Here is a 24609-nt window from a genome sequence, read left to right on the forward strand (position 1 = left end):
CTTGGATTTCTAAACCCATCCTAATTTCAAAATATAAGTGGTCCGGCTAAAACTGTTAGTAAGAATTTTTTAAAATTCAGGTTCTTTCCACCAAGGGAAATATTCAGGCAAATCTTTACTCACCTTGCCGGGGAAATTAGGTTTACGTTTTTCAACAAAAGCGGTAATTCCTTCTTTCGCATCCGCCGATACACCAAGAATATCGATACCTTTGGTATCAAGCCGATGGGCTTCAATTGGGTGACTCGCGCCCAACATTTGCCAGAGCATTTGTCGTAACACTGTGCAGGAAATCGGGGAACTATTTTCTGCAATTTCTTTCGCCAATGCTCGAGCCGCCGGTATTAATTCTTCCGGCTCATGCAGACTGCGTACCAAACCAGCTTCCAAGGCTTCTTCTGATTTAAATACTCGGCCGGTATAACACCACTCTAAGGCTTTACTGATTCCGACAATCCGCGGTAAAAACCAAGATGAACACGCTTCTGGCACAATGCCGCGACCAGCGAAAACATAGCCCATTTTAATACCCTTCGCCGCCATACGAATATCCGCCGCTAAGGGAAAGGTTGCACCCACGCCCACTGCCGGACCGTTAAAAGCAACAATCACGGGCTTTAAGCTGCGATAAATACGCCGAGATAATTCGCCGCCCTCATCACCGCGTTTTTCTTTTGCAATATTTGCGGCATGGCCTTCAAAGGTATCCGCGCCCCGTGACAAATCTGCGCCGGCGCAAAAGCCTCTTCCGGCGCCAGTAATTATGACTGCTCGTACTTCGTCATCAGCATCAGACTTATCGAAAGCATCATATAGCTCCCGATACATTTCTAAGTTCCAAGCGTTGAGACGATCGGGACGATTTAAGGTGATGGTAAGAATGTTTTCCGACACGGAATAAAGAATTGTATTGTAGTTATTAGATGAACTAGCGCTTTCGCCACTCATGAACTTCCCCTATTAATTTCTGGTTCAAATTTTTTTAGAATTGTAGCAAGGCCGGATCTAAGAATCATGCGCTAGTTAGTCCTACCCCACTTATTCACCCTTCTTGAAGGGATAAACTAGCTGGGAGAAAAAAGTTTGCGGGATCGGTTTCGTCGTTCCGTAATAAGCGGGCCAATGCTCGCTAGGCATATGATAGGTTCCAAACAACTTATCGAACAAGGGTGTATGGACGGAGTAATTCGTGTCGATTGCGGGCTCATCAGAACTATGGTGCCAGTGATGATACTGCGGCGTCGCAAAAATATATTTTAGTGGGCCTAATGGAATTCCCACATTGGCGTGCACAAACACCGCTTGAAAAGCGGCGAAGGCGACATAAATATCCAGAGCCTCTTTACTTGTGCCCAACAAATACAGTGGCAACATTGCGAAGCAACGATCAACCAAGGTTTGCACAACATGATTGCGAGAACCCGCCATCCAATCCATATATTCGACAGAATGATGTACGGCGTGAAACTTCCAGAGAAATGTAACTTCGTGAAAAGCACGGTGAGACCAGTACAGCACAAAATCAGCACTAATAATTAGCAAAACAACTTGCACCAGTAACGGCAAGGAACGTATCCACAACTGTATATCGCTACTAACGGCCCAAGAAAAGAATCGAGTGACAAAGTAGTTCCCCGCCAGCAATAAAACCGTAATCAACAAATGATTAAAACAAAAATAAATGAAATCGAGCCGCCAGCCGGGACGAAAGATCGCCTGCTCTCTGTATTTAGGAAATATTTTTTCTATAAAGATAAACAAAATTGCAGAAACAATAAACGCCAGTATCAGCCAATCTAATCCAAAAGATAAAGTTACCGGTTCAACCGGACCGGTTTCCAATTTATAACCGCCCATCGCAAATGCAGCACAAGTAAATACAAAGCCGATAGCACCGGATTTTTTTGATTTGGCAAGGCAAAAATTTAAGAATGAAAACAATAGCGCAAAATACATTCCGTATTTCAGCACCTGCTGTAAGAAATCAGCATCGTAAGTTGCTCTTAGTTCTTGCGTCGTTAAATAACTCGGAAACAAATAACATAAAACCGCAAGAAAGCTAAACAAGCCCAAAAACAAGGCGATATACCCGCTGATTTTCCCTTCGCCGAAAATCAAATATTTTTGGCGCTCAATCTCTATCTCACGAGGTTTATATTCATGTGCCATATCAATTCCTGCTGATTAAATTATTATTTTCCAATGTTCACTTACATTATAAATTTTCGTCTATATAAAAATTAAAGATCCGTCTTATTGCTGAACTTGAATTAAGTCGGCAGCGATCCTTACCGCTGCCATCAACTCAGATTCCCCGCCACCCTCGGCGCTTCTTTTACTAACACGCTCCGTATAGTGTTTTTTTAGCGTGTCTTTTTGTTCGTTAGTAACGCGATTATAGGCCGTGAAATTCGCTGCCTGAATTTCACCTGGCTGCACCGTTTTTTCTTTAAAGCGCTGACCTAAGTCATCGTTTGTATCAGTTGCGGAAGCCCTCAACTCGATATCGGGTTGAACACCATGGATTTGGTAGGAAGTCCCAGTAACGCGGTAGATTTCATTCTCGGTTAACTTGATCATCCCCAATGATGTATTCGTCAGCGACTGAACGATACCGTACCCAAAAGTCCGCTGCCCTACGACGACACCAACGCCATAATCCTGCACCGTTCCCGCCACAATCTCCGACGATCCTGCGGATTTTTGGTTCACCAAAATTACCACTGGCCCTTTATAAACATATCCGGTATCGCGAACTTCATCTCTAAATACTTTTCCTGCCCTTCCTTGCAATAACTGCATCACCGGACCGGCGTCAATAAATAATGCACTCATCGAGCGACCTTCAGCCAAAGATCCCCCGCCATTATTACGAAGATCCAATACAATCCCTTCGACATCGTCATTTCTTAAATTTGCGATGGCAAGTTTTACATCTCGCGACGAAGATTTATAGTTTGGGTCACGATTTCGATAAGCTTGAAAATCCATATAGAAGGAAGGCACTGTTATCACGCCAATGCGATATGTTTTGTCGCCGACGACCAAATTTTTTAATTCGGACTCAACAACTTGATCTTTTAAGGTCACCGGCCCACGTTGAACGGCCACGGTTTCAAGTGTGTTTTCTCGCCGAAGTTGCAAATGTACTTTCGATCCACTTTCGCCCCGCATACGCCTTACGACATCGTCTAATGTCATCGTGAATGTCGGATCGAAATTCAAACCATCTTGAGATATACCCACGATACTGTCACCTTCATTGATGGTGCCAGCTGTATCAGCCGGGCCCCCTGGTAAAAGTTTTCCAACTTTTATTGAGCCCAAATCTTCAGAAATTGTTAAACCAATACCTTCTAAATTACCCGTTAAAGTAAAACTCCCTGAATTCTCGGCATTCAAGAAATAGCTAGAATCAGTATCGACCACCCCCATCAAAGCATTAACCACTAACTCAAAACGCTTTCTGTTGGTTAGATAAACTTTATTGCCAAACACTCGCGAATAATAAATGCTTAATCTTTCTTCAATTTCGTCGAGATCGTAACCTTGTTGCTGAGTATAAATAACATCATTCGCGACGTAGGCATTCAACTTAGCAAGCCACTCAGTTTTGCTATTTGCCCAAGCAGCCTTAGGCAAACGTCGACCACCATTCATATCTTCTTGTAAATTTTTCGCGCGAACATCTAGCTCCATCAAATAAACTAAAAACTGTTCATTTAGAACGACCTGTTCGAGCGCTATAAACTCATCGATAACACGGTTTAAATTCTTGTATCCTGATTTCGTAAGATCCTTATCGGTATATTGATTTACCAAACGATCAACATCGGCCTGTTGCAAAATTAAATGCTGAGAGTCTAAAACGTGAAGCATGGACTCGATCGCTTCACTAAAATTATTTTTATTGAACTCTACCTGCTGAAAATATTTCGTTTCTACTATATTTACAATTTCGGCAAATTCCGCTTGAAAGATATCTCCCGCATTAAATTCATTCTGCAGTTCTGTAGTCGTTGTTGTGCAAGCAGATAGAATAAGAATAAGGCTATATAAAAAGCACAGCGTAATTTTGGCTGAAATACCACGAGACATTTTGTTCACTTTACACACCATGTTTGTCTTTGATTATCCAAATCTGTTTACCTTATTTTGGAGCGGAACACACCACTCCGCACAGTCGCTCAGTAAAGCGATATCGACAGTGACGGGAATCATAACACCGATAAATACCATTTCCGTAGGTTATCATCTCAGCCCTTTACTCCTCCGTGAAATCCGCCACAGACCCCGTAAATACTGGGCCGCCTTCACTCCACCTTGAAATACACCATTAAAACCCCTACCCCAAAGCAAAGCCCAAACACTTGTCTATACTGGAAATATGGACCGAAAATCTTGCCGCACAACCAAGGAGTTTGGCAATGTCACTTAATACTATTCAAAATCACATATTACAGCCCTTCGTCGATGAGACATTAGAGAACCTGCAAACCATGGCCAAGATGAACGGCCATACTGACCCGGGTTTTCTTGATGATCCCAAGCAGTTTCGCTTTAAAGGTTGTGCAATTTGCTGCGAAACCAGCGGCCATATTGATGGTGTTGTTTTGATGCACCACTACCCGGAAACGGCCATCGCCATGGGTAATGCGATTCGCTTACATGTACTAGGAGAAGACAATACCTTTGAAGAATTAAATGAAGACATGGAAGAAGCTTTGACTGAATGGTCCAATACAGTCATTGGCCTTGCGACTCGCAACCTATCTCATGACCATCTCGGCATAAAGTTCGAAGCACCCTACTTTATACAAAACACGGACGAGATGGATACGCTATTAGAAGGTGTAGAGAATATTATTAGCGTGCCGGTTCACGTCGATGACGTTGGCCGATTTTATTTTAATTATTTAATTCGCTCCGTCTCTCTCGACGAAGCAGCACCAGTCTCTAGCAACAAAATATCTCAGGAAAAGAAAATTCTGGTTGTCGACGACATGAAACTTATTCGCCGCTCCATCGTGAAATTTCTCGGTGAACTCGGTTACAACAATGTTGTGCAAGCCGAGAACGGTAAAAATGCCATCGAAGTTTACGAAGCAGAAAAACCCGACTTTATGTTTATGGATGTCGTGATGCCTGAAATGAATGGCAACGAAGTGTTGAATCAAATTCGACAAACTGACAAAGACACTCCCGTGGTAATGCTCTCTTCTGTTGCCGATCAAGAAGTCATTGATGAATGCGAATCATTAGGTATAGCGGGCTATATATTAAAACCGCTTACTGTTGAAACCGGCGCTAAATCATTGGGGCAGTATTTAATTTAGGGGTGCATTTAATCTAGGATCAGTCTTAAAATCCAAACGAACAAACAAACAAAAGGGTAGCGATGAAATCCACCGCTACCCTTTTTTTGCACGCAATAATTTAGCTGCCAGGTAAATGTAATACAGCGGAAATCTATACCGTTAACGATTCACTTATTTCTTGGCCTTTACTTCTTGGCCTTCTTCTCTGCACGTTTTTCTTTGAGCGTTTTCTCGGGCTTTTTCTTAGTTGATTTCTGCGGATCTTTTCCTTTTGCCATGACGATAGCTCCAATAGTGAGTTGGTCGAAGCTCGAGTGTGTTCCCATTGAGCAATATCTACAAGAAATCTTTTAGGTATTTGTCAAAACAGAATCTTAAAAAAATATACGGTCTTTATATTTTATTTATCTCCCAGAAAAACCGAACTGATAATGGCCGTACCTCGCCCAACGGGATCTTGGCGAATCAAGCGTTCTTCAACCGCGACCTGTGCAAACAATGCATCCAGACTTTTGACTAAGACATGCTGCTCTAAATCCAAATTGGGTTTGTTCGAAATGGGTAGGTTATTATAAGTGCTCAGCAACGACTGGTACTGATTATAAAAACCAATCTGTTGCAGGCTTTCATTAATAATGGGTAAATAGCGCGCGCGTAAATCCGCTTCTGTCTGTTGCCGAAAATAATCTGTCGCTGCAGTTTCGTTCCCACGTACAATTCCCAAGGCATCATTTACCGACATATTGCGTATCGCATTAACCAACACCGCTTCCGCCTCGGCTGCGGCTTTTTCCGCACCTTGATTCATTAACGCTTCCACTTGGTCTAATTGCCCACCCAAGCCAAACTGTCGCAGGCGGCTTGTGATCGGCTGCAAATTATCGGGTAACTCAATACGATACAAAGAACTGTTGTTATAGCCACCACTAGCGGATAGCTGCGTTGCAGCCCGGCTGCTACCCAATTCCAAAGCCTCTTTAACACCCTGCACTAATTGCGCTTGATTACCATATCCCGAGGCGCTAGCAACATCTGCACCCGCCTCTAAATATGGCGCTAGCTCTGCGCAAGCACTTAAGGCAAGGATGGTGGAGAGTAGAAAAATTTTCATCGTTCTCATAAAAACACCTTCGCAATTAACGAATTATTACAATTAGTTGCGACTTAGGGACCATTCGCCTTAGGACGCTTTACCAGCAAACTCCCTAGGAATAAAGTCGGGGGAAAAATAACGATCACCGCAATGTTGTACCAGTTGGCAAGATTGTCCCACAAAGCGTAAGCGTGGTTATACAGCGCAAACAGCATTAACGGCGCAATAAGAAACCAAATGCTGTTTCTGTTTTTAGTTACAAACACCGTTAGCCATCCAGCACCCACATTCACCCATGTCCACATCGCCAACAACATGATCAACATCGGCAAGGTAAATTGGCTGTAATCATTCGACGCTTGAGCAGCACGGCCAACATCACCAAAAGCCGGCCATAACATTGCTAAACCGAAAAGCGAAGCAAAATTTAACATTCCCCAGAAAATCAAACCTGCCAATACTGCTAGAACTAATTTGAGATTTTTATTCATTATCATCATCCTAGTTTTGTTGTCCTAGTTTTTTAATTTGGAACACTTAACTCTTACTACCCCAATTTCCCAAACCAATTACTCGATTTAACTGAAATAGATTTCTTGTCTTCCACTTCATAGCCAATTGCGATCATCCAATTCTGATACTCGGCGTCGATCTTTTTCATTTGCGCAGTTAGCTCATTAACGAAGGTTGTTTCGATGGGCTGTCCACGATTAGGCCAGATTCGGAATTTGATACGCAATATTTGCCGGCCCGAACTAAAACGAACACGACCTTCGTTTGAAGGTGGCGTAATTTGAATACCTGGGAATTGTTCATAACTGGACTGCATTAAAATAAGCGCTTTGGCTTCTGCTTTATTCTGTGCCTCTTCATCACCGAGCAAGGTCACATCAACAATACAGCGCACGTAACCTCGCGGATAGTTAATGACATTATTAATAGTGCGATTGGGAATATACACTTTTGCACCTAAAGCATTTTCTAATTCCACAAAGCGCATAGTAATTGCACGCACAATCCCCGTCTGCCCAGATATTTCCACCAAGTCGCCGACATCCACCAAATCAGAAAAAATAAAAGTCAATCCAGTTACAACATCTTGAACAACGCCTTGCAAACCAAAACCAATCGCAAGCCCTACTATTGACGCGCTCGCCAAATAAGCCGTCAATGAGACGCCAAACTCACGCAAAATAAATCCGACACAGAAAAAATACAGCGAGAACACCAAACCACTACTGGCCAAGGTCGCGACAGATTTCGATTTTTGATAACTTCTCGCTGGCTTGCTCATCAAAAAGCGGTGCATGGTAAATCTAACCAATATCACCACCACATGCGTCAACACCGCAAGGCAAACAAATACCAGCAATCGCCAAGGCAATGCCAGCTCACCTATTAGCGTGATTAATTGATTCATAATATCGATCGACTTTTAACTCTATCGTTAGTTTTTAAACATTATTTTGAATGCGCAAAAGTATACGCCTCTTCACTCTCAGTGACTCACGCATCGAGATTATAAGATTGCTAGATTGAATTTCCATTATAAAGATACACCCAGGCCTCAAACACTTGTTGGTCCGCCAACAAAGTCACATCTTGTCGATGACGGAAATATTCATGAGGCTCAGGGTCATCTTCGCTACAGCCTTCGTAGCGGTCGAGGCCTTCGAACAATGCTTCACTAGCGCCTTCGTGGATGCGATACAACTCACCTTCCACTTGTGCGTTTGGGTCGCCCGAAGGTAATAATCCGGGATAACCACCTTCTAGATCAATCTTGATCCCACGTACAGTAGCAGCACCCATAAAATCACAATAGCCGCGCAAAAAATTATGCATGGGGTGACCTTCGGTGGTACGTAAGCTTCCGTAGACAAACAGAGTTTGCATCGTTGTTGGTTCTATTTTCTTATCCGCTTTAAATTATTGTTACGCCGAACAGTGGCGAGCGCTGGCTTGATACATTTTTGCGTATTTACATTTTAAAATTTATCCAGCTCTAAGCCCATTTCCGCCGCACGCTTTCGCCAACGGCGTCTAGCGAATTCACGCATATCATCGGTGTGATCACTTTCATCGACGATTTCCATACCGACCAGCGTTTCAAAAATATCTTCTTGTGTAATCACACCTTTCATAGAACCGTATTCGTCAACGACATGCATAATTTGCGCATCATTTTTGACAAACACTTCAAAACAACTTAACAGCGACAAGCGATCTAGAACAGCAGTGATTTGTCGTTGATAGTTTTTTAGTAGGCTATCGCCATTCCCCCGCGACTTTGCCATTAACAAATCTGAACGCAATACAAAACCGCAAATATGATCCGGATCTTCATCATAAATTGGAATGCGAGAAAAACGACTGTCCTTATGTTTATTAAAATAATATTCGACGCTCGCTGAAGCCGGCAAGCGAAACATCACCGTACTCGGTGTATGCACATCTTCAACTTTCAGTTCGCTGAGCTTAAATAAGTTATGAAGAATTTTCGCTTCTGACGTTGAGAGCTGCCCCTCCGCTTCACCCAACTGCGCCATCGCTGCAAATTCTTCGCGACTAAAACCTTCTAAGGTAGGTTCGACAGTAAAAGAACGCGTCATCCGCTTTGAAAGCCACACTAAAGGAAACAAAGCTTTAATTAAATATTTGAGTATGTAGGCTACGCTAGGTGCCAATTGCCGCCAATAGTAACTACCTAAAGTTTTGGGAATAATTTCAGAAAAAATTAAAATTAATAAGGTCAACACCGCCGAAGTGATGCCCAGATACCCACTGCCAAATACAACCGTAGCCTGAGCACCCACGCCAGCAGCACCAATGGTATGGGCAATAGTGTTAAGAGAAAGAATCGCCGAAAGCGGCGCGTCAATATCCTTTTTTAACGCCTGCCATAAAGCCGCCGAAGGCTTCTCCTCCCGCTCCAACACCGTGACATAAGCCGTGGTGACGCTTAACAATACGGCCTCGGCAATAGAACATAAAAAAGAAAAACCTAAAGCGATGGCGAGATAAATGAGTAATGTAATCATATGTGTGTTTTCGTTAGTTCAGTAAACGTTTCATGTTTGAATTGTGATTTTATAACAAGAGATCAATCAAGCGGATTTTATGGCTTACCCTGATGCCCCTTCTAAATTTTCAGACGTCGGATGTTTTGCCACAGTTGTGCTTTTGGAATATCTATAGCTAACACCTCGATGCAGCGATCCAAAATGTCAGGATTATTTTTTAATCGGTCTATGGCTTTCTTAGCATCTCTTAATTTTGAAAAAGTCATAAACGCGCCATATCATCTAAACGCTGCAAAACTAACTCGATAGAGTGTTTGTTTTCGAGCAAACCTGGCAGGAGATTAAAAAACTTGTCGTTCATCAGTTCTTTCGCTTGTTGCGCGAGGTATTCTCTAATCTCTTGATCCTGGATTACTAATTCTTGGATTAAGCCCGCACTGTTCTCTAGCACAAAAATTATATCCTCTAGATCGCGGCTAAAATAATCGCCTTTACCTCGATCAGCAAATGCTTCAAATTTAGTTGCGAGAAATAGGCTCGACGTGACATGTTTTATTTCTAAATTGTTCGGCAAAGTTATCGTTTTACTTGACTCAATAACCTTTGGATACCAACGATTACCAAAACCGAGTACCGTTTTATCCGTCGGCATAATATCCAGTTTAGTTCGAGAGTTCGGCAGAAACCATCGGCACATGGGTCCGTCGATATCTTCATTGAAACCCTTATCACGTAATGTGCGACTCAGTCGCTGATAATCAACGTAGGTCGCAATATTTATGATGGCATCGACATCGTCGGTTTGGCGCACACCAAAACGCGCCGCCTTATCGACGAGCAATACCGTGGTACATCCACCTATAAATACAACCTCGTCAAGCAATTCGTCCAGGGCTACCGCCACTTCTTCCAAACGACGCGAATTAATTTCATAGTTATTCATAAATTCCCTCTAAGAGTGCTTTCAATTCCTTTCTTGCAATTGCTAACTCTCGAGGTTTACCCATGCGGATTGCGTCAACCAAAGCCATAACTTGATAAGTTCCAAGATCGTCAATAGCTGATTGCGGCACTTTCGGGTGAATGGGTTCAATAATCACCCCCTCGACTTCACCACCAGGTCTTGACCATACATATGCCGGAACCGGAGCGACTAGCTCCGAATGAATATGAGGACAATTCCAAGCTGTAGGCACTCCACGACCAAACCCGGACTGCTTAATCGGGTAGGCGTAACGAACACCATAGGATAACCATTCCAGCAATGCATTCACTTGCGGATGCCACTGACCGCCTCGATCAACGAGCAAGCCTGCGCCGATCAAACGTTTCGCACCTTTACTTATCTCACCCTGACTAACACCCAACCATGCCGCTAACTCCCTGATACTCATGACTTTTTTATCATTCTGCAAGGACCAAATCGCTACCGCAATTAAAGAATCTTGGGACTTAAGCTCCATCACCATTACCGTTTTTTGTTTCGAAACAGGAAACATGCTAATTCAAACACACAGGTAAAGTCAAACCTGGTATATGCCGATTGAGTAGCACGGCTTTTAGATGGTTGCTTATCAATCAATGAGTAGGATAAACGCTTTTTAATATAGTAGATGGAGGGGGTCAGGGTTGTTAGCACGCGCTTGATGTAAGTACCTGTCTAGAGCCCCCCGCTTTTTACATTGGAACGGGAATTGGAAATGAATTAAAAACGTCATCCTCATTTCCATCGCGTAATCGGCCGCTTCTGATTTTATCGGCCCAAAGATGTTGTCCTGATGTGCGGTCCGACATCACCACATAAACTACGTACCCAGTTTGGCTTATATTTGGATGTCGAACTCCGAACAAAGCATTAATAGCTGTCCCAATAGAGTCTTTTACAGCTCTGCCCGCAGTGCGGTCACTCCCTTCGAAGAATATTAATAGAACTGAATCAGCATTACTTATCTCGGCAATTCTCGTTAAAGACCCATCGGCTTCTCCGGTAAGGTTTTCCGAACTTGATTGTGAAATCGCGTATCCAACACCCTTTAGGCGACCAAGATTCCCATATCCACGAGGATAATATCTTTTAATTGCCGCCGACCTTTCGCGTGATAGCTCTTCATTATCTTCGTCAAATTTCAAAATTTCGAAACCTCTCTCTGTCAACACCTCCTTCGCTCGCTTCATTAAATTATCTGCAATTTGATTCTCTAAGTCCGGCAGCTGGCCTTCAGGATTTTCTGCGCCAAGCAATGAAATATGCGACTCTACCGGGACAATTACCACATTTTTAACGTCCTTTATTAACGAAAAAAAATCAGGATTCCGCCTACTCGTCGTATTCGTACATCCCGATACGACAACGAACAACACCAGTAGTATGTTAATTGATATTTTATTCATGATTTCACTGCGGTATGTTTAGCACCGCATAACTCCTTTCCTGCTTTGTCAGTAAAATTCTTGTTTAGCCCCAATTATTTTTTACAGTATTTTCCAATTGAAAAATACTTATTAATATCGGAATTTATTGGTTATCTATGGCTGCGGCTTCGACCAATGACTTCATCCGATTAAACACTTCTAAATCGGTGTGTTTTGCTTTCTCTAGCGATCTTTTCATATCGTCCAATCTGGCTACTTTTTTATAACCTTCTGCGAGCGTTATAAAATTCATAGCCAGGTTATGAGCAGACGCGTCTTTATCTTCTGAGACCTTTCTTTCTAAAATTTCTATCCCTTCGGACACATCTCCGCAACGAATTTTCACCGCCGCGTATGTACCAACTATTGCCGACTCCCAAGGCGCCTTATCAAATGCTGCTTCGGCTAAGGATGCCAATTCCGCACACTTCGATGAGCCCGAACTATATAAAGCGAAAGCAATATTGTTTTCTACAAGTGCATTTATATACAAACCCTCATCGCCATCAGGAATACTATTGTCCGATCCGTTTTCAAGGAGCGCCAGACTATGCTTGGCCCAATATATAAAATCTTTCGATTCAAATCGCAGATAATGACAGTAACCAAGTAAGTTACATAACATCACCGAATTTTCGTAATCCTCACATCCCCGGATATAATCATATAACTCCTCTTGTTTTTCTCTAGCCAACAAAGCAAATGCGATTATTATTTGATGTTGTCGGTACGTTTCTCCAAAAAAACCATTTTTGTCCCGCAATATACTCAATATTTGCTGCCCATCAGATCTTAAACCTGGGCGCCTACTCGGAACAAAAAACGTATATACAAAAAACAAAGCGTTGACAATACTATTAACAAATAAAAATGGCGATAACCTTGATTCGCCATCGAGGTAAAGCGCAAATACAAAAGAAAGTATTGCAATGACTAAATTTGTGAGCCCACCCGCTAGTAAGGTAAAAATCCATTTCCAAGCAACCTGCTTATCGTGAGGATAAACACAATACGCTAATCCGAGCGTAGGCGAAGGACAGAACTGCCACAAAGTTTCTTTCGTTTTTATAGAAAACAATGCAGTGCCTTCACCAAATGTTACAAGAGGACAAATCCCTCCGAGCATCCGCGTCACGACACAATGAGCAATTTCATGACAAATGATTGCAAAAGCCGAAAAGACAAATGACCAAGCGGCAAGCAGCAATATGTACAAAACCTCAGCATTGGAGGAATTATAGATTACAAATTCTAAAAAAATGATAACCACTGGAAGCACCAGCCACTTCCGGCGCGCAGATTTAGTCAAATTTTTAACGCGACAACCAGGACAGGAAACCTTTTTATCGCCCGGGAATTTTGTAATTAAACTGCCAAGCGACGAAACGCAGTTGCAGTATTCGCAACCTTTATATTTGGTTTCAGGTATAGAGTTTGCTTCGATCGTTTCCATTCTATTTATTTTTTTGAGGGCTTTTTAGAGAACTGGCAAAGGAAGAATATTTATTGACAGCAAATAAGAAAATTCTTATGACCATAAAATAAATCTGGCTCCATTAACTGAATCGCGGCATCCTTGCCATAACGATCTCCTTATCGTTGAGCTTGCTGTTATTTTAAAATCACCTTAATGCAGGAACTTAATTAAGTAAACTGTCCCCGGAATTCACGGGGTTTCAAATTGTTGTTCGTTCGCCTGCTTGACCCTTAACAGCCATATTTTCAATGCCAAGTGCTTTCTCTAGTTCTTGCTCGAGGAAATGGAGGATATCAATATCCCTGATTCCAGATATAAGAATTTTTTCTTTGCCATCGTTTGATATTCCATGCAAATCATAGCGAGGCCTTTTCTTTTTGCCCCTAGAGCGCTCCTTAACATAAAACTGTATAAAATCGCGATTTCCATACCTTTTGGTTTTAGGAAAAACTAAAGGTCCTTCATATATGGACAGTTGGGAATGATTTACGGAGACTACGTGCCGATTTACTAGCTTGCGAAGAGATCCCAGCAATATATTGAGCGCGATAAAAATGAACACAAATCCGATCACTTTGCCTCCTTCGCTGCCCGCGACTTGCCCACGCCCCCAAAAATCAAACCCGATGTAAAAAAAATAACACGCGATCAGCGCACCAATTATCATTCCCGCCCGAGATACTCGCCACCGAACTTCCACTCCGCCTGGCACATTGGTTCTACTTACCCCTTCAGGGCAACCCATATTCATTACATGCATAATTTAATTTCCTCAAAATCCGCGACCACATCCGGGAAGTTTCCCTCAGTGAATTCCGGGGACGAATTCCCGGGACAGATTACTTAATTAGTGCTTTCGGTCCAGGCTTCTTTCTTTAGTGGAATTCCAAGCAATATGCCCAAATGTCGACCCCAGCCTCGACTTTAAACTGAGCAACCAGATCCAGATAGAAAAGATAATCAACTTCTGTAAAAAAAGTTTTCATTCGCCGAGCACCACGCTGCGTGACATGGTAGGGATAACCCGGCACAACCAATCGCGGCATCCTTGCCATAACGATCTCCTTATCGTTGAGCTTGTTGTAATTTTAAAATCACCTTAATGCAGGGACTTAATTAAGTAAACTGTCCCCGGAATTCGTGCCGTCTCATAATCGGCTCGTGCATGCGGAAAAAACCAAAACAATTCCGTTCAACAAAAATGGAAAAAATTGACAAGTTAATATTTGTTACGAACTCTATAACCAATGATTTCTTTATAGAATAAGAAAATTTCATATCTGACCCCAATTATTTGTCCTTGTCGAACCTGCTTATGTTTTCAATTTGCTAATTGAAATAATAATATCCATCAGCTTCTTCAATAGCTTTACGGAATTGCCTCTAATCAATGCGCCCAACTCCATAGAGTTTTCAATCGAAAAACGATCTAGGTTAGAAGACCCAAGATAACAATAATTATTGTCCGCCAAAATCACCTTTGCGTGAAAAGTTTCCAACATATTCGTTCCTGGCCTCTCCAGTGAATAGTCTACTATGTTCACATAATAACCTAGCAATTCGTCTCTAATTTCTTCAAATATTTCTTTGTTTTTAGTATCAAGAAATCTCAAAATAACTGTTTTTCTAACTTCCGGTTTAGCGGCTTTTATCAAACGAATTAATAGATCAGCACCTGACCTATCCAAAAACGGCGTCATAACGACAAGTTCGCTTTCGGCTTTTCTAGCTAAGTCTTCAAAAGCTTCATGCGTCCATCGTATTAAGCTCTTATTTGCACCCAGTGCAGCTAATTTCTGTTTAAGTATGCTAGGTTCCTTTGGTGTAGTCATTACCAAATTAAACCGTTCACTTTCGTCCCCTTCTTGAGACCACATATAACCCTTTAATGCGCTCTCTAGCTTAGAAAGAAATTGTTTTTCAGCATTCAAAGCGAAAGTATCATTGACGCGTTTGATCAGTTCAGCCCGCTCCATTGTTTCTACTGCCTTTAACGCCAAAGATAATCTAGAAGCTCCATACCCTGATGTAAGGTAGTCCCTTGTATATATCGATTCACTCGTCTCCAATATACGACCCATAATATGGACAATATCGCCGCTCAGCCCTTTAAATTGGTCAAACTTTCGTTTCAACTCATCATCTTTTTCACTCATCACGAGCGAAATCCAAAAATCCCTTTATAGTGTTTGAAAATCCATATTTTTTTGGTGACCCTTTACCAATTAACAGAGTTCTAGAAAGTAAATAGTTCTGAGTTAAGCAACTTACTTCAGGAATTAACAAACAGTCTGGACAAGCACCGCCCCTCTCTAGACAAAGCGATCCAGAACCGCACTCCAAATTTCTTCTATTATCGATATAGTCCAAGAAAGCTGGGGCATTGTTTCTAAGCATTGAGGTGAGATTACCCAAATCCATAGTCATACCTTTCCTATACACAACAAATCCTAAATCTGCTGGAAATAAGTATTCCCCCAAAGACCCGGTAGATAGTCCAGAAAATTCTGCAATATCGTACATTACGTGATGAGCGTATGTATGGAGCAAGGAATAAAGTGCAATCGAAAATTTGGGAGAACTCAACCCCTCAGAAGGAAGCTGATCAAGAAATTGTCCCATAGGCGCAGCATTAGTAAGATATTGCTGCCCTATCGGCGCCTTTGTTATATCTTCTTCACACTCCACTTCTTCAAGCCACTTTCTAACCACGCTTTCTTTAAGGCGAACATATATTGCTTCGTTATTTTGACTGAGTGTAAAAACGGGATGCCTAAATTTATCTTCTATCCGAGAAGGTTCAAATAATCTTAGTCTTACGGGAACTTCCTTATCATTGATATATCTGGTGGTAGGTTTTGAATCAACTCGCGTATATCCGAACGAGTATTGAATTGTACGAAACTTTCTAAGCAGCCCCATAGTTTCAATCCCAGCTCGATCCATGATGTCTCTATGAGTCTGATTCAGCTCCTGCCTCTGCTGGTCGTCTTCGGGACCGATATATTCGTCGAGATCGTCAAGAGGCGTATAAAACCGCAGACCGTTATCCATTCGATCTTTACTTTCTAGAATGTCCAGTAACGCTTGATGCTCAACAACCAATCTATAAGGGTCAAATTTTCTGGCATATCTATCAGAACGGTTTTTAAGATTGTATGCGAGGTCAGACGGTGCATCTATAGAGCTAGATATAACCTTTTGTTGTTCCCAACGTTTTTGGATTGTCTGAACATGCTCTTCAATAGTCTTGTACGGAGGGCTTCCTTCTTCCAACCCTTTTAAAACACTTACATAAGATTCATACTCAACCCATTCTGAATCACCAAGCTCCTCCTTCACTAGAGCTTCAATTTCTTCCTCCGAGGGGATAGTGCGTGGGATATTAAACCTTCCCGCTATAGCTGATAATAGTTTTCTCTCATCTTGCAATGCCTCAAGTCGTTTGTTCTTTCCAAAATCGATTATCATCTCTTGGATTGGATAATGGACGGAATTTGATCGGTAGGACACCGGCTTCATCCTGATCTCTTCTATAGGTCTTTGTCTATCTGTACCTAAAGGAAACTCACTAAGATATTCTTTATCATTCTGTAGCCACCTATCATCTCTAGCCATACCGCATTGAGCACAATAATAATATCGCTTACCAATTTGCGAGGAACTATTATCTAAACACGTTTCAAAGCTACCGCATCTACATCTGTTTTTAGTTTTATATACTGAACCTCTATTGCTATCGTAAAACCAGACCCATGGCTCAGGCTGCTGATAGTTCCCATTTGGATGAACAAATACTATATCTAATTGCTTCCATCTCGGTGAGCCGCCATTTGTACTGCATTTACACTGATTTAATAGATTCTGAGTCTTGTGGAACTTATCAAGATTATCAAACGTTCTTATTACTTCGCATTTTGAACAAACAAAGCTTAATATTGCTGGCGTATAACCTATTTCTGCTGGCTCTACAAAATCGAATATATTTTTACGCAGACTATTCTTTAATTCATTTGTATCTCGATCAATTAAATTCTTATCGACACACATCTTCGGCTCAGGGTTTGTAGCAGCCCTAATAGCTGCCTCATACCATGACAAAATACGCTCCTCGATACTCTCGAATATTTGTCGTTCAGCATATTCATTTAAATGAAGGGGCCTATATTCCTTCAATGGTATAGATTCATTAACAGTTAAGTTCCCCTCAAAGGTAAACAAGCTTCCAGGAGCATAAGTCGTAGATAATTGAATTTTTGATCGCTCCATATAGGGAGCTTTTGGCAAAATTTTATCTCCGCTCATGAAATCACCTCCCCGCCTGAATTCTTTTCATAAGCTCATAAACTTCTTCTGAGCTGGGATATTTAACAACCTTTTTCTCGTATCTGATTCGTCCTGCAGGGTCAACATCCCTCAGGGAAGTCATAGGCATTCTCTTAATCGCTTTGTCTCTAGCGTTTATCTCAATAAAGAAATCCTTGAAGCCTTCTATTCCTTCCTCATATTTACTATCAACCAGGTCGAAAAAGTATTCGTTTAACTCGTTATAAAGTATTTTTTTAAACTCTTCCGAGGCTGGAGGCGCAAACTTCGGATGATTTAAACCAACGCAATCAAAAACGAATTTTGCAAGTCTATCCTTCGACTCTATTCTGCCCTCCCTATTTATAAGTGCAATAATAGAATTTAATCTTTCATAGTTATCGACTTTACCCTTATCGCTATCCTTTTCATTTATAAGTTCGCTTAATTCGACTACAGCTATAAAGTACATCTGTATTAAACTTGGAAGCGTCCGTATGAGTGCACTTTCTGCCCACCTGTTAATAGCAGCAGGCCTAATCATACGTTCTAAAAATCTGTGGTATTGGTCGTGAGTCTCTAAGATATATCGATCTCTACGCCTTTGCGGAGTGGGAAGCAATATCGAACACCCAACATGGGTTCGACCAATACGAGAGGATGATTGAATATACTCTGCAGGATCGGACGGCATTCCAGCAAAAAACATCGTATTAAACTCATCTACATCAACCCCGTGCGATATCGCAGATGTAGCAACGACCGATCTCAACGTGCTTTCATCAAAAATATCAGCCAATTCTTTTCCGGGCGCTGGTCTTTCTTCGGCTTGTGCAATTACTTCTTCTATTTCACCAGCACTAAGCGCACCAGAAATCAGCTTCGACTCTATACCTTTAAATTTCGTGAGTTTCTCATCTTCATGAATTCTGCTGGCCGTATCATTTTCAGCAGCCATGATTTGGTCGCCACCTTTTTTATTGGTTACATAGGTAAGCGCTATACGATGCAAATCAATTAAAGTTGCTATTTCTGACGCTGAAGCGGAATCGATATATTTTTGATAGATATTCTTTAATGGAGATTCAAACAAGCATTCCAGCATTTCCATCTTGGTAGAATTTATTATTTCTTCTTGACCAGAAGATAACTCGTCTAGCCATTTCGATATTAGTAAGTGAAAGTGCCCTAAAACCTCCACTGTAGCACTTGTATGGGGTCTGCCATTTGTAAGTAAGGTGGCATACAACCTTGCTGTACATGATCCGAATTCTGGATTATCAGGAAACAGTGTATTTCTTTCAGAGTCTTCCGATATTTTCGGATGAGCATAAAAACTGCCATATAGAGATGGTCCCGGAACGGGAAATTGGGTTACAGATCGTTGATACAACTCTTCCATTTGATGCGCAGGCTCATTCACGGTGGCCGAGGCTGCAATTATTTTAGGCAACCGGGGTTGATCAGTTTCAGGAATTCTCCTAACGACCTCCCTATATTTATTGGTCTTTCCTAGAATAGTAAGAACTGCTTCAAATGCAGTCTCAAATATCCCTGAAAATGTACCTAAAGATTCCTCTAACAAATGCGCCTCATCTTGAATGACAAGCGAAGGGAACGGGTCGTAAAAGATTCGCTCTCCATTTTCGAAAAATGGAAAAACTTTCTTCTTAGATGAGCTATCTTTAAGTTCTTCTAGTCTTTTTGAAAAAAATGTATTTGTCTTATTATCAAAAAAAGATGCCGCACCCAAAACTCCCATAAATTTTCTAATCGTAGAAGGGTGATGCCCTAGCAAAGCTAACTTATCAATCGTACCCAGCAGAACTGAAGGCACTTGATCATAAATATCCTCATCAACAATAAAAAATGGAAGCGGCTCTATATCTGTGTCGGCGTGAAAACCTTGCCACTCACACTGACCTGCATCACTCGTACAAACATGTCCAATTAAACCAGCTTTCTTAGGAAAGCGCCTTAATACGGTATCATTCTGACAATACGGGCACTTTGGTAATTTATTCCAATCTTCCGATGCCGTACGATACTCTGCATTCTCCAAACGCTCCTCTTCCGTCTTTGTTACCTTATCTATATCCGGTACTTGAGTATTTGATACTGTTGACCGACTATTTGGAGTATTTCCACCACCAACCCAGAAACCAATAGAAAAACTATCGCCCTTGAGATTATTTCGCCTCTTCACAACTTCACAGCTTGCCAGCGTTTTTGCTAAGCGTTGTGCTTGTTGTATGGTTAAAAGTCTTAAAGGATATCTTATTAGAGCTGTAACCCCCTTGTACTTCCCGCGCAACCTATCAAGGAACAAATTGTAGATCAAAAGGCCGAAGAAACTTTCGGTCTTCCCTCCACCTGTTGCAAAATATAATAAAGAAACAGATTCGTCCCATTCCTTGTCATAGTATTTTTCAAATTCACTAATTCTGGAACTTATACCCCCGAGCTGAGACAAAATAAAACAGACCTGAAATAGCCGCCATGAGTCATAACTTTTTGCAGCTTCATTCATACTCTCATTAAGATATTTCCAAGCTAAGTACGGAAATCCTCCTTCCGTATTCGGGTTCTTAGACCATTTTTTATATGAGTCTTTTAACAAGCCAATTCCATCTTTAATCTTGCTAGCCTCTAATGTCCATTGGTTAACATCTTGTTTAAAGCGCTCTTCCTCGGTTACTTTTTGGGATTCAGTGGTTACGCCCTCAGTTGGATCAACACTTTTCCTTACCGCCTCAATCCATTTATTAAAATAATCTGGTATCGACGATAGTTCATCAATTCCTTCCGGTGTAGATAGCTTAAGAAAACTAACATCAATATCACTTTTATGAATTGGAGTTATTCTAGGCTGCCTATAAATGGGCATCCATGTTGTTGTCATGATTGATTTGTCATCCATCTCTGAATGATTAATTCCGCAATTTATTCCCAAAGCCGGATACGTTAGATATTTATTGTATCGATAGGATGGCTTAATCCGATCAAGCTTAATTCGCTTATGCTGCTCTAAAGGTAAAGAGACTTCCAATGAAGTAAGAAATATCGATTCTTGGTATTCAACTTCCGCATCCCGGCTACGGGTTGTATCGGTTAAGTTTTCTAATGTTATCTTAAGCGCTATTTTGTCTTCATTTTTGATTTTTCTTACATCAATGTTCCACTTGATTTTCAGGTCTGGAATGGAAAACTTAGAAGCATCATATTTATCTGGAAATGTCTTCCTTAATTCAATCAGCGTATTATCCCAATTCTGAATTTCTTCAGAACTAAATTTCTTATTCTGTGGATACGCCCATAATCGTCCTTGTATACCTTCATCATCTGAATTGTACCACTCCTCTAATTTGATCCTTATCGATTCAGCAATCTTACGATCTGACTGATCGATAAAATCTATAAGTTCCGAGTCCGACATGGATGTATCAAGCTCTATTGGTGGGATATTATCTATATCTATCCTAAGCCACCTAGCTGTAGGCCTTACCCTTTTTACAACAGATCCTGGAATTACAGACTTCATACCCGGAAAAACATAATATTCAATAGCGACATTTGAATTTTCGGTGTCTGCCTGATCATCCTCTATTACACTCGTGTCTTGATCTTCGCCTTCGCTTGTTGTTGCGAGAGACATCATTTCATCTTCGCTTAGGTCATGATCAGAAGGTTTTGTATCTTCACTTTCATCAATGTTAAGACCAAGTTTTTTAGTTAGATATTTTCTAGTGCTTTCAAGCCTTAGCGCTTCTTTTTCCTCGAAAAATCTATCCTTATCATTTTCTTTTAATTCTATATTATCAGCGTCATATTTCTGCCCAGCTTCTTTTAACAGTAAATCCAACGATTTCTTCGCTTCATCGTTAAGTGACAATTTAACCTTGTGTTCCTTTAAATGATCAGATGTCGGTAACAGTCTTACAAACATAGAAAACTTTGGTTTTATTTTTACCATGCACTGAGCACTAACTACCTCCATGTCTAAACCATGGGAAATAATGTGAATTGGATTCGTCGTCTCGTCGGAAAGCTGCCCCAACATATGTGGAATTTTGATCGGCTCCAAAAAACCTGAAACATATTTATAGGCTGGGCTTACGCCTACCAATTCTCGCCTAGCTTCTCCTTGTCCTGAAACAGACCATTGAAGTCTCCTCAGTAATGTTTCACATACAGCCTCTTTGAGTTCTGACGGAAATTTTTGAGTATTTGAAGAGTCGTCTCTTAATAACATGGCTTTATTCCCTATCGTCAATTTCAACAAGAGCTATCATTTCCACTCGGCAAAGTTTTTCTTTTGCCAATGAAAGCATCTTTACTATGTCTTCGTCATTTAGATTTAGTTGTTCTCCGCCCATAGTGCCTGTCAGCACATGCTTGATTTTCGCTGATATACCGCGCCCTTCTTGGATATGCGCGACTCTATTTGCTTTTATTCCATTTTCCCAAAACATTTCTGCGAGGCTGGTTGGGATTTTCAAAGATTTTGCGAACAGTACATAACTCTCTTTATTTTTTGCCGATCTCGTCAATAACGTTTCAACGTCCTCTTCATAATCTTCAATGTGCTTTATCCATCTGTTCACCATTCCTTTATGTAATTTTGCACATACATTAGGGTCGATACGGCTCATCTCATCTAGTATCTTCTTGGCTCTTTCGGTACGCGTTTTATAATCAAAATTGTTGGCTATATTTCGTTTCGCTAATTTGAAGTAACTTTTTAACAGTGCCTCGTCCTGATTTTTATAGCCAGAAAGGTCTTTATTCGTCCTAAACTCAAGCTCCTCAATAAAGCCGTCCATTGGTACAATCCAATCACCCTCATTTATTTCTTCAACACGAGTTGCGAAATATTTACCATCAGAATACCTAATAATTGTTGTTTCCTTACCAACATCTAATACTTGTGTATTTGATAAGTATATATTGGCAAAGCTAGAGTGCTCATATTCATAATCATACGACTCTCCCGAGCCATCAGGTAGGCTAAATTCTCTGGGTATTCCCAAGTGACGTATGCTATCCAATGTGGGTGCTATTTGATCTTTAATACTACGAAGGCGGTTATGCACGTCTTGGAAAGATTCAAGTTCTAATATGATGTTTATTTCACTTTCGATTTTAAAAGCGATTTGAGGACTGATATAAACTTTAGTGAACTCCACTGCTTTAGGCATCCCAAACACGACCTCTTTAAAATCTTTGTGTTTAAGGCCAAGAATTAAAATTCGATCATACACTCCTTGCTTATTCGAAGACGAATACACATCAACTTCCACATTGAATGCATCGTCATCCTCTTCCAAATCATTGATTAAGTCTTTGACAAATTCTGCAATCCTTCTTTCCTTCACCAAAATCAAACTTCTCGAACCTTGATTTTCCTGTGCTTCTATCAATTGATTCAAAATAAGCTCTGTGATTTCTCCTGTTTGATCTGAGCTTTTTTCAAGCTCATCGCATGTTTTTAGAAATTCGTCAATTGACGCGACGGAGGTCGATGCATCGTTATTCTTGAACCAATCTCTTCTGTATGATTTCCAAAGATATTTCTTATTGATTCTATTAGCATCTGCTTCTGACCAATTTAGTGTCAATTCTCTCAACCAATCCAATAGCTCAGATTGAGAAACCGGAAGAGACAAAATTCGATCTATAAATCCGATAGCTCTATACATGCTTCTACATAGATTTCTATCTTGAGGCTCAACCCTATTTGCTATTTTGTAAAGTTTTGCGATCTGATGGTAATTTCTTAGGCCAACTATTTCGAGTAACGGGGGGAGTGGCAATTCGTTTAATGGGCGGGAAGATGGCAGCGGATCTGCGCAATAGTTGTCAAACAAGGAGGTCTGAAGCCTAAGAAATGAATACTTATAGAAGCTATTCGTTACCTCCTTTTCTAATCCAGATTTTTTTAACGTCTCTTTCCCTTGATAAACTGTGCGCTGATATATTTTTGGACTATCAAGTAACAAAACCATTGAATTTTTTACATCACTATTTGCCCACTCTACTATCAATTTTTGAATGACGTCTCTAGATCCGCCGAAAGAATTAAATTTTTCTTCACGCCCATCAACCAAAAGCACATCTGTATTTATTGGGTCGTTCGAAGCCTTTACAACGTTTTTAGGCAAGACTTTTGAAGAGAGCAGGAAAACCCCCTCAGGTGTTTTATTAGGTTTGTTTAAAACAGATGAAATTTTGTCAATAGCAGGCCGCCTAGTATTTCCGGAAATATTGAACATATAGGTATATACGTCCTTGAAAAATCCACCACCTACCAAACTCCATTTTCTTTGATCTGAAAATTCGAAAACTGGCGTAAAATCAATCAGTGTCGGATTCTGCCTGATATTGTTCGTCTCATCTTGGTCGAAATCGTTGAGTGCAAAATAGGCATTATGTCTTGAAGTGAACTCTCCCTTTTCTAAATAGTCTTTTTTAATCTCATCAATTAGCTTTCTCCTACATATCCTTATCTGGCTACCCCTTGAAATACTTCCTTTAGCCGCGGGATATATTGCTACTTTAATACCATCTTCAAAATTTGATTGATTTAAAATTGACGTATTAGAAATTGTTTGTGAAAACAACGGCCACTCTATGCCAGCTGGCCAGCACAGCACAACGTGTAAACTTTTATGCTCTTTTGCTTGAAGCAAAATCGAGGCAACATCTTTATATGCGTTATCCGCTTCGACTTTAACTTCCTCATTCACACTATCGAAGAGAATGTACTCGGTATTCTGTATTCTGTTCCTATAGTCTTGGTTAACTTTATTCTCGTATTTTCCAAATCCTAGACTTATATGTTTTTTGCTTTTATCAGATTGGTGAGTGGCCTTCTTTTTCTTTTTAAAATTTTTAACTTTTTCGAATTTTAGCTCAATACTCTTTTTTCTATCATCATGTCTTTTCATCCAGTCATTACTATATCTGCTCTTCCTTGACATT

Annotated in this window: 19 protein-coding genes; 1 reads left to right on the forward strand and 18 read right to left on the reverse strand. The window is 40.9% G+C overall.

All coding sequences use genetic code 11. The annotated features are described in order from the left end of the window. Positions 1 to 69: 69 nt before the first annotated feature. The 3 genes from ACYUCY_RS11150 to ACYUCY_RS11160 form a co-directional block, all read right to left on the reverse strand. The gene (locus ACYUCY_RS11150) at positions 70 to 948 is read right to left on the reverse strand and encodes a crotonase/enoyl-CoA hydratase family protein (RefSeq protein ID WP_460226562.1); all 879 of its coding nucleotides are present in this window, start codon (positions 946 to 948) and stop codon (positions 70 to 72) included. Between the two features lie 90 nt (positions 949 to 1038). Then, positions 1039 to 2169 carry a sterol desaturase family protein gene (locus tag ACYUCY_RS11155; protein WP_460226563.1) on the reverse strand — a complete coding sequence of 377 codons (1131 nt, stop codon included), beginning with the start codon at positions 2167 to 2169 and terminating at the stop codon, positions 1039 to 1041. Positions 2170 to 2253: 84 nt separating this feature from the next. Next, entirely contained in the window at positions 2254 to 4098 is a 1845-nt protein-coding gene (locus ACYUCY_RS11160) for a S41 family peptidase (protein ID WP_460226564.1), read from the reverse strand. A 329-nt stretch (positions 4099 to 4427) separates the two neighbouring features. Between ACYUCY_RS11160 and ACYUCY_RS11165 the strand changes: the two genes are divergently transcribed. Continuing rightward, positions 4428 to 5336, forward strand: a complete 909-nt coding sequence (locus ACYUCY_RS11165; protein ID WP_460226565.1) for a response regulator — start codon at positions 4428 to 4430, stop codon at positions 5334 to 5336. Positions 5337 to 5718: 382 nt separating this feature from the next. Here the strand turns inward: ACYUCY_RS11165 and ACYUCY_RS11170 are convergent, their stop codons facing one another. The 15 genes from ACYUCY_RS11170 to ACYUCY_RS11240 form a co-directional block, all read right to left on the reverse strand. Further along, positions 5719 to 6438, reverse strand: coding sequence for a DUF4197 domain-containing protein (locus ACYUCY_RS11170; RefSeq protein WP_460226566.1), 720 nt, complete (start codon positions 6436 to 6438; stop codon positions 5719 to 5721). Positions 6439 to 6482: 44 nt separating this feature from the next. Beyond that, positions 6483 to 6902, reverse strand: coding sequence for a hypothetical protein (locus ACYUCY_RS11175; RefSeq protein ID WP_460226567.1), 420 nt, complete (start codon positions 6900 to 6902; stop codon positions 6483 to 6485). A 56-nt stretch (positions 6903 to 6958) separates the two neighbouring features. After that, the gene (locus tag ACYUCY_RS11180; RefSeq protein WP_460226568.1) at positions 6959 to 7831 is read right to left on the reverse strand and encodes a mechanosensitive ion channel family protein; all 873 of its coding nucleotides are present in this window, start codon (positions 7829 to 7831) and stop codon (positions 6959 to 6961) included. Positions 7832 to 7941: 110 nt separating this feature from the next. After that, the gene (locus ACYUCY_RS11185) at positions 7942 to 8307 is read right to left on the reverse strand and encodes a gamma-glutamylcyclotransferase family protein (RefSeq protein WP_460226569.1); all 366 of its coding nucleotides are present in this window, start codon (positions 8305 to 8307) and stop codon (positions 7942 to 7944) included. Positions 8308 to 8399: 92 nt separating this feature from the next. Beyond that, entirely contained in the window at positions 8400 to 9452 is a 1053-nt protein-coding gene (locus ACYUCY_RS11190) for a CNNM domain-containing protein (protein ID WP_460226570.1), read from the reverse strand. Positions 9453 to 9696: 244 nt separating this feature from the next. Continuing rightward, positions 9697 to 10377 (reverse strand): hypothetical protein, encoded by a 681-nt coding sequence (locus ACYUCY_RS11195; protein ID WP_460226571.1) that lies wholly within the window; start codon positions 10375 to 10377, stop codon positions 9697 to 9699. Further along, entirely contained in the window at positions 10370 to 10933 is a 564-nt protein-coding gene (locus tag ACYUCY_RS11200; RefSeq protein WP_460226572.1) for a hypothetical protein, read from the reverse strand. The genes ACYUCY_RS11195 and ACYUCY_RS11200 overlap by 8 nt, the downstream gene beginning before the upstream one ends. A gap of 178 nt (positions 10934 to 11111) precedes the next feature. Then, positions 11112 to 11825: a hypothetical protein gene (locus ACYUCY_RS11205; RefSeq protein ID WP_460226573.1), complete on the reverse strand. Its 714-nt coding sequence runs from the start codon at positions 11823 to 11825 to the stop codon at positions 11112 to 11114. Positions 11826 to 11949: 124 nt separating this feature from the next. Further along, complete coding sequence (locus tag ACYUCY_RS11210) at positions 11950 to 13116, reverse strand: site-2 protease family protein (protein ID WP_460226574.1); 1167 nt, start codon at positions 13114 to 13116, stop codon at positions 11950 to 11952. Between the two features lie 406 nt (positions 13117 to 13522). Further along, complete coding sequence (locus ACYUCY_RS11215) at positions 13523 to 14083, reverse strand: hypothetical protein (protein WP_460226575.1); 561 nt, start codon at positions 14081 to 14083, stop codon at positions 13523 to 13525. A 115-nt stretch (positions 14084 to 14198) separates the two neighbouring features. Next, entirely contained in the window at positions 14199 to 14378 is a 180-nt protein-coding gene (locus ACYUCY_RS11220) for a transposase (protein ID WP_460226576.1), read from the reverse strand. 258 nt (positions 14379 to 14636) lie between these two features. Beyond that, entirely contained in the window at positions 14637 to 15479 is an 843-nt protein-coding gene (locus tag ACYUCY_RS11225; RefSeq protein WP_460226577.1) for a phospholipase D-like domain-containing protein, read from the reverse strand. After that, positions 15472 to 17628 carry a hypothetical protein gene (locus ACYUCY_RS11230; protein WP_460226578.1) on the reverse strand — a complete coding sequence of 719 codons (2157 nt, stop codon included), beginning with the start codon at positions 17626 to 17628 and terminating at the stop codon, positions 15472 to 15474. Before ACYUCY_RS11230 ends, ACYUCY_RS11225 begins: the two co-directional genes overlap by 8 nt. A 4-nt stretch (positions 17629 to 17632) precedes the next feature. Continuing rightward, entirely contained in the window at positions 17633 to 21880 is a 4248-nt protein-coding gene (locus ACYUCY_RS11235) for a DEAD/DEAH box helicase (protein WP_460226579.1), read from the reverse strand. 4 nt (positions 21881 to 21884) lie between these two features. Next, a complete protein-coding gene (locus tag ACYUCY_RS11240; protein WP_460226580.1) occupies positions 21885 to 24608 on the reverse strand; it encodes a hypothetical protein in 2724 nt (907 codons plus the stop codon). Between the last annotated feature and the right edge of the window lies 1 nt (position 24609).

The sequence above is a fragment of the Aurantivibrio infirmus genome, assembly GCF_054767315.1.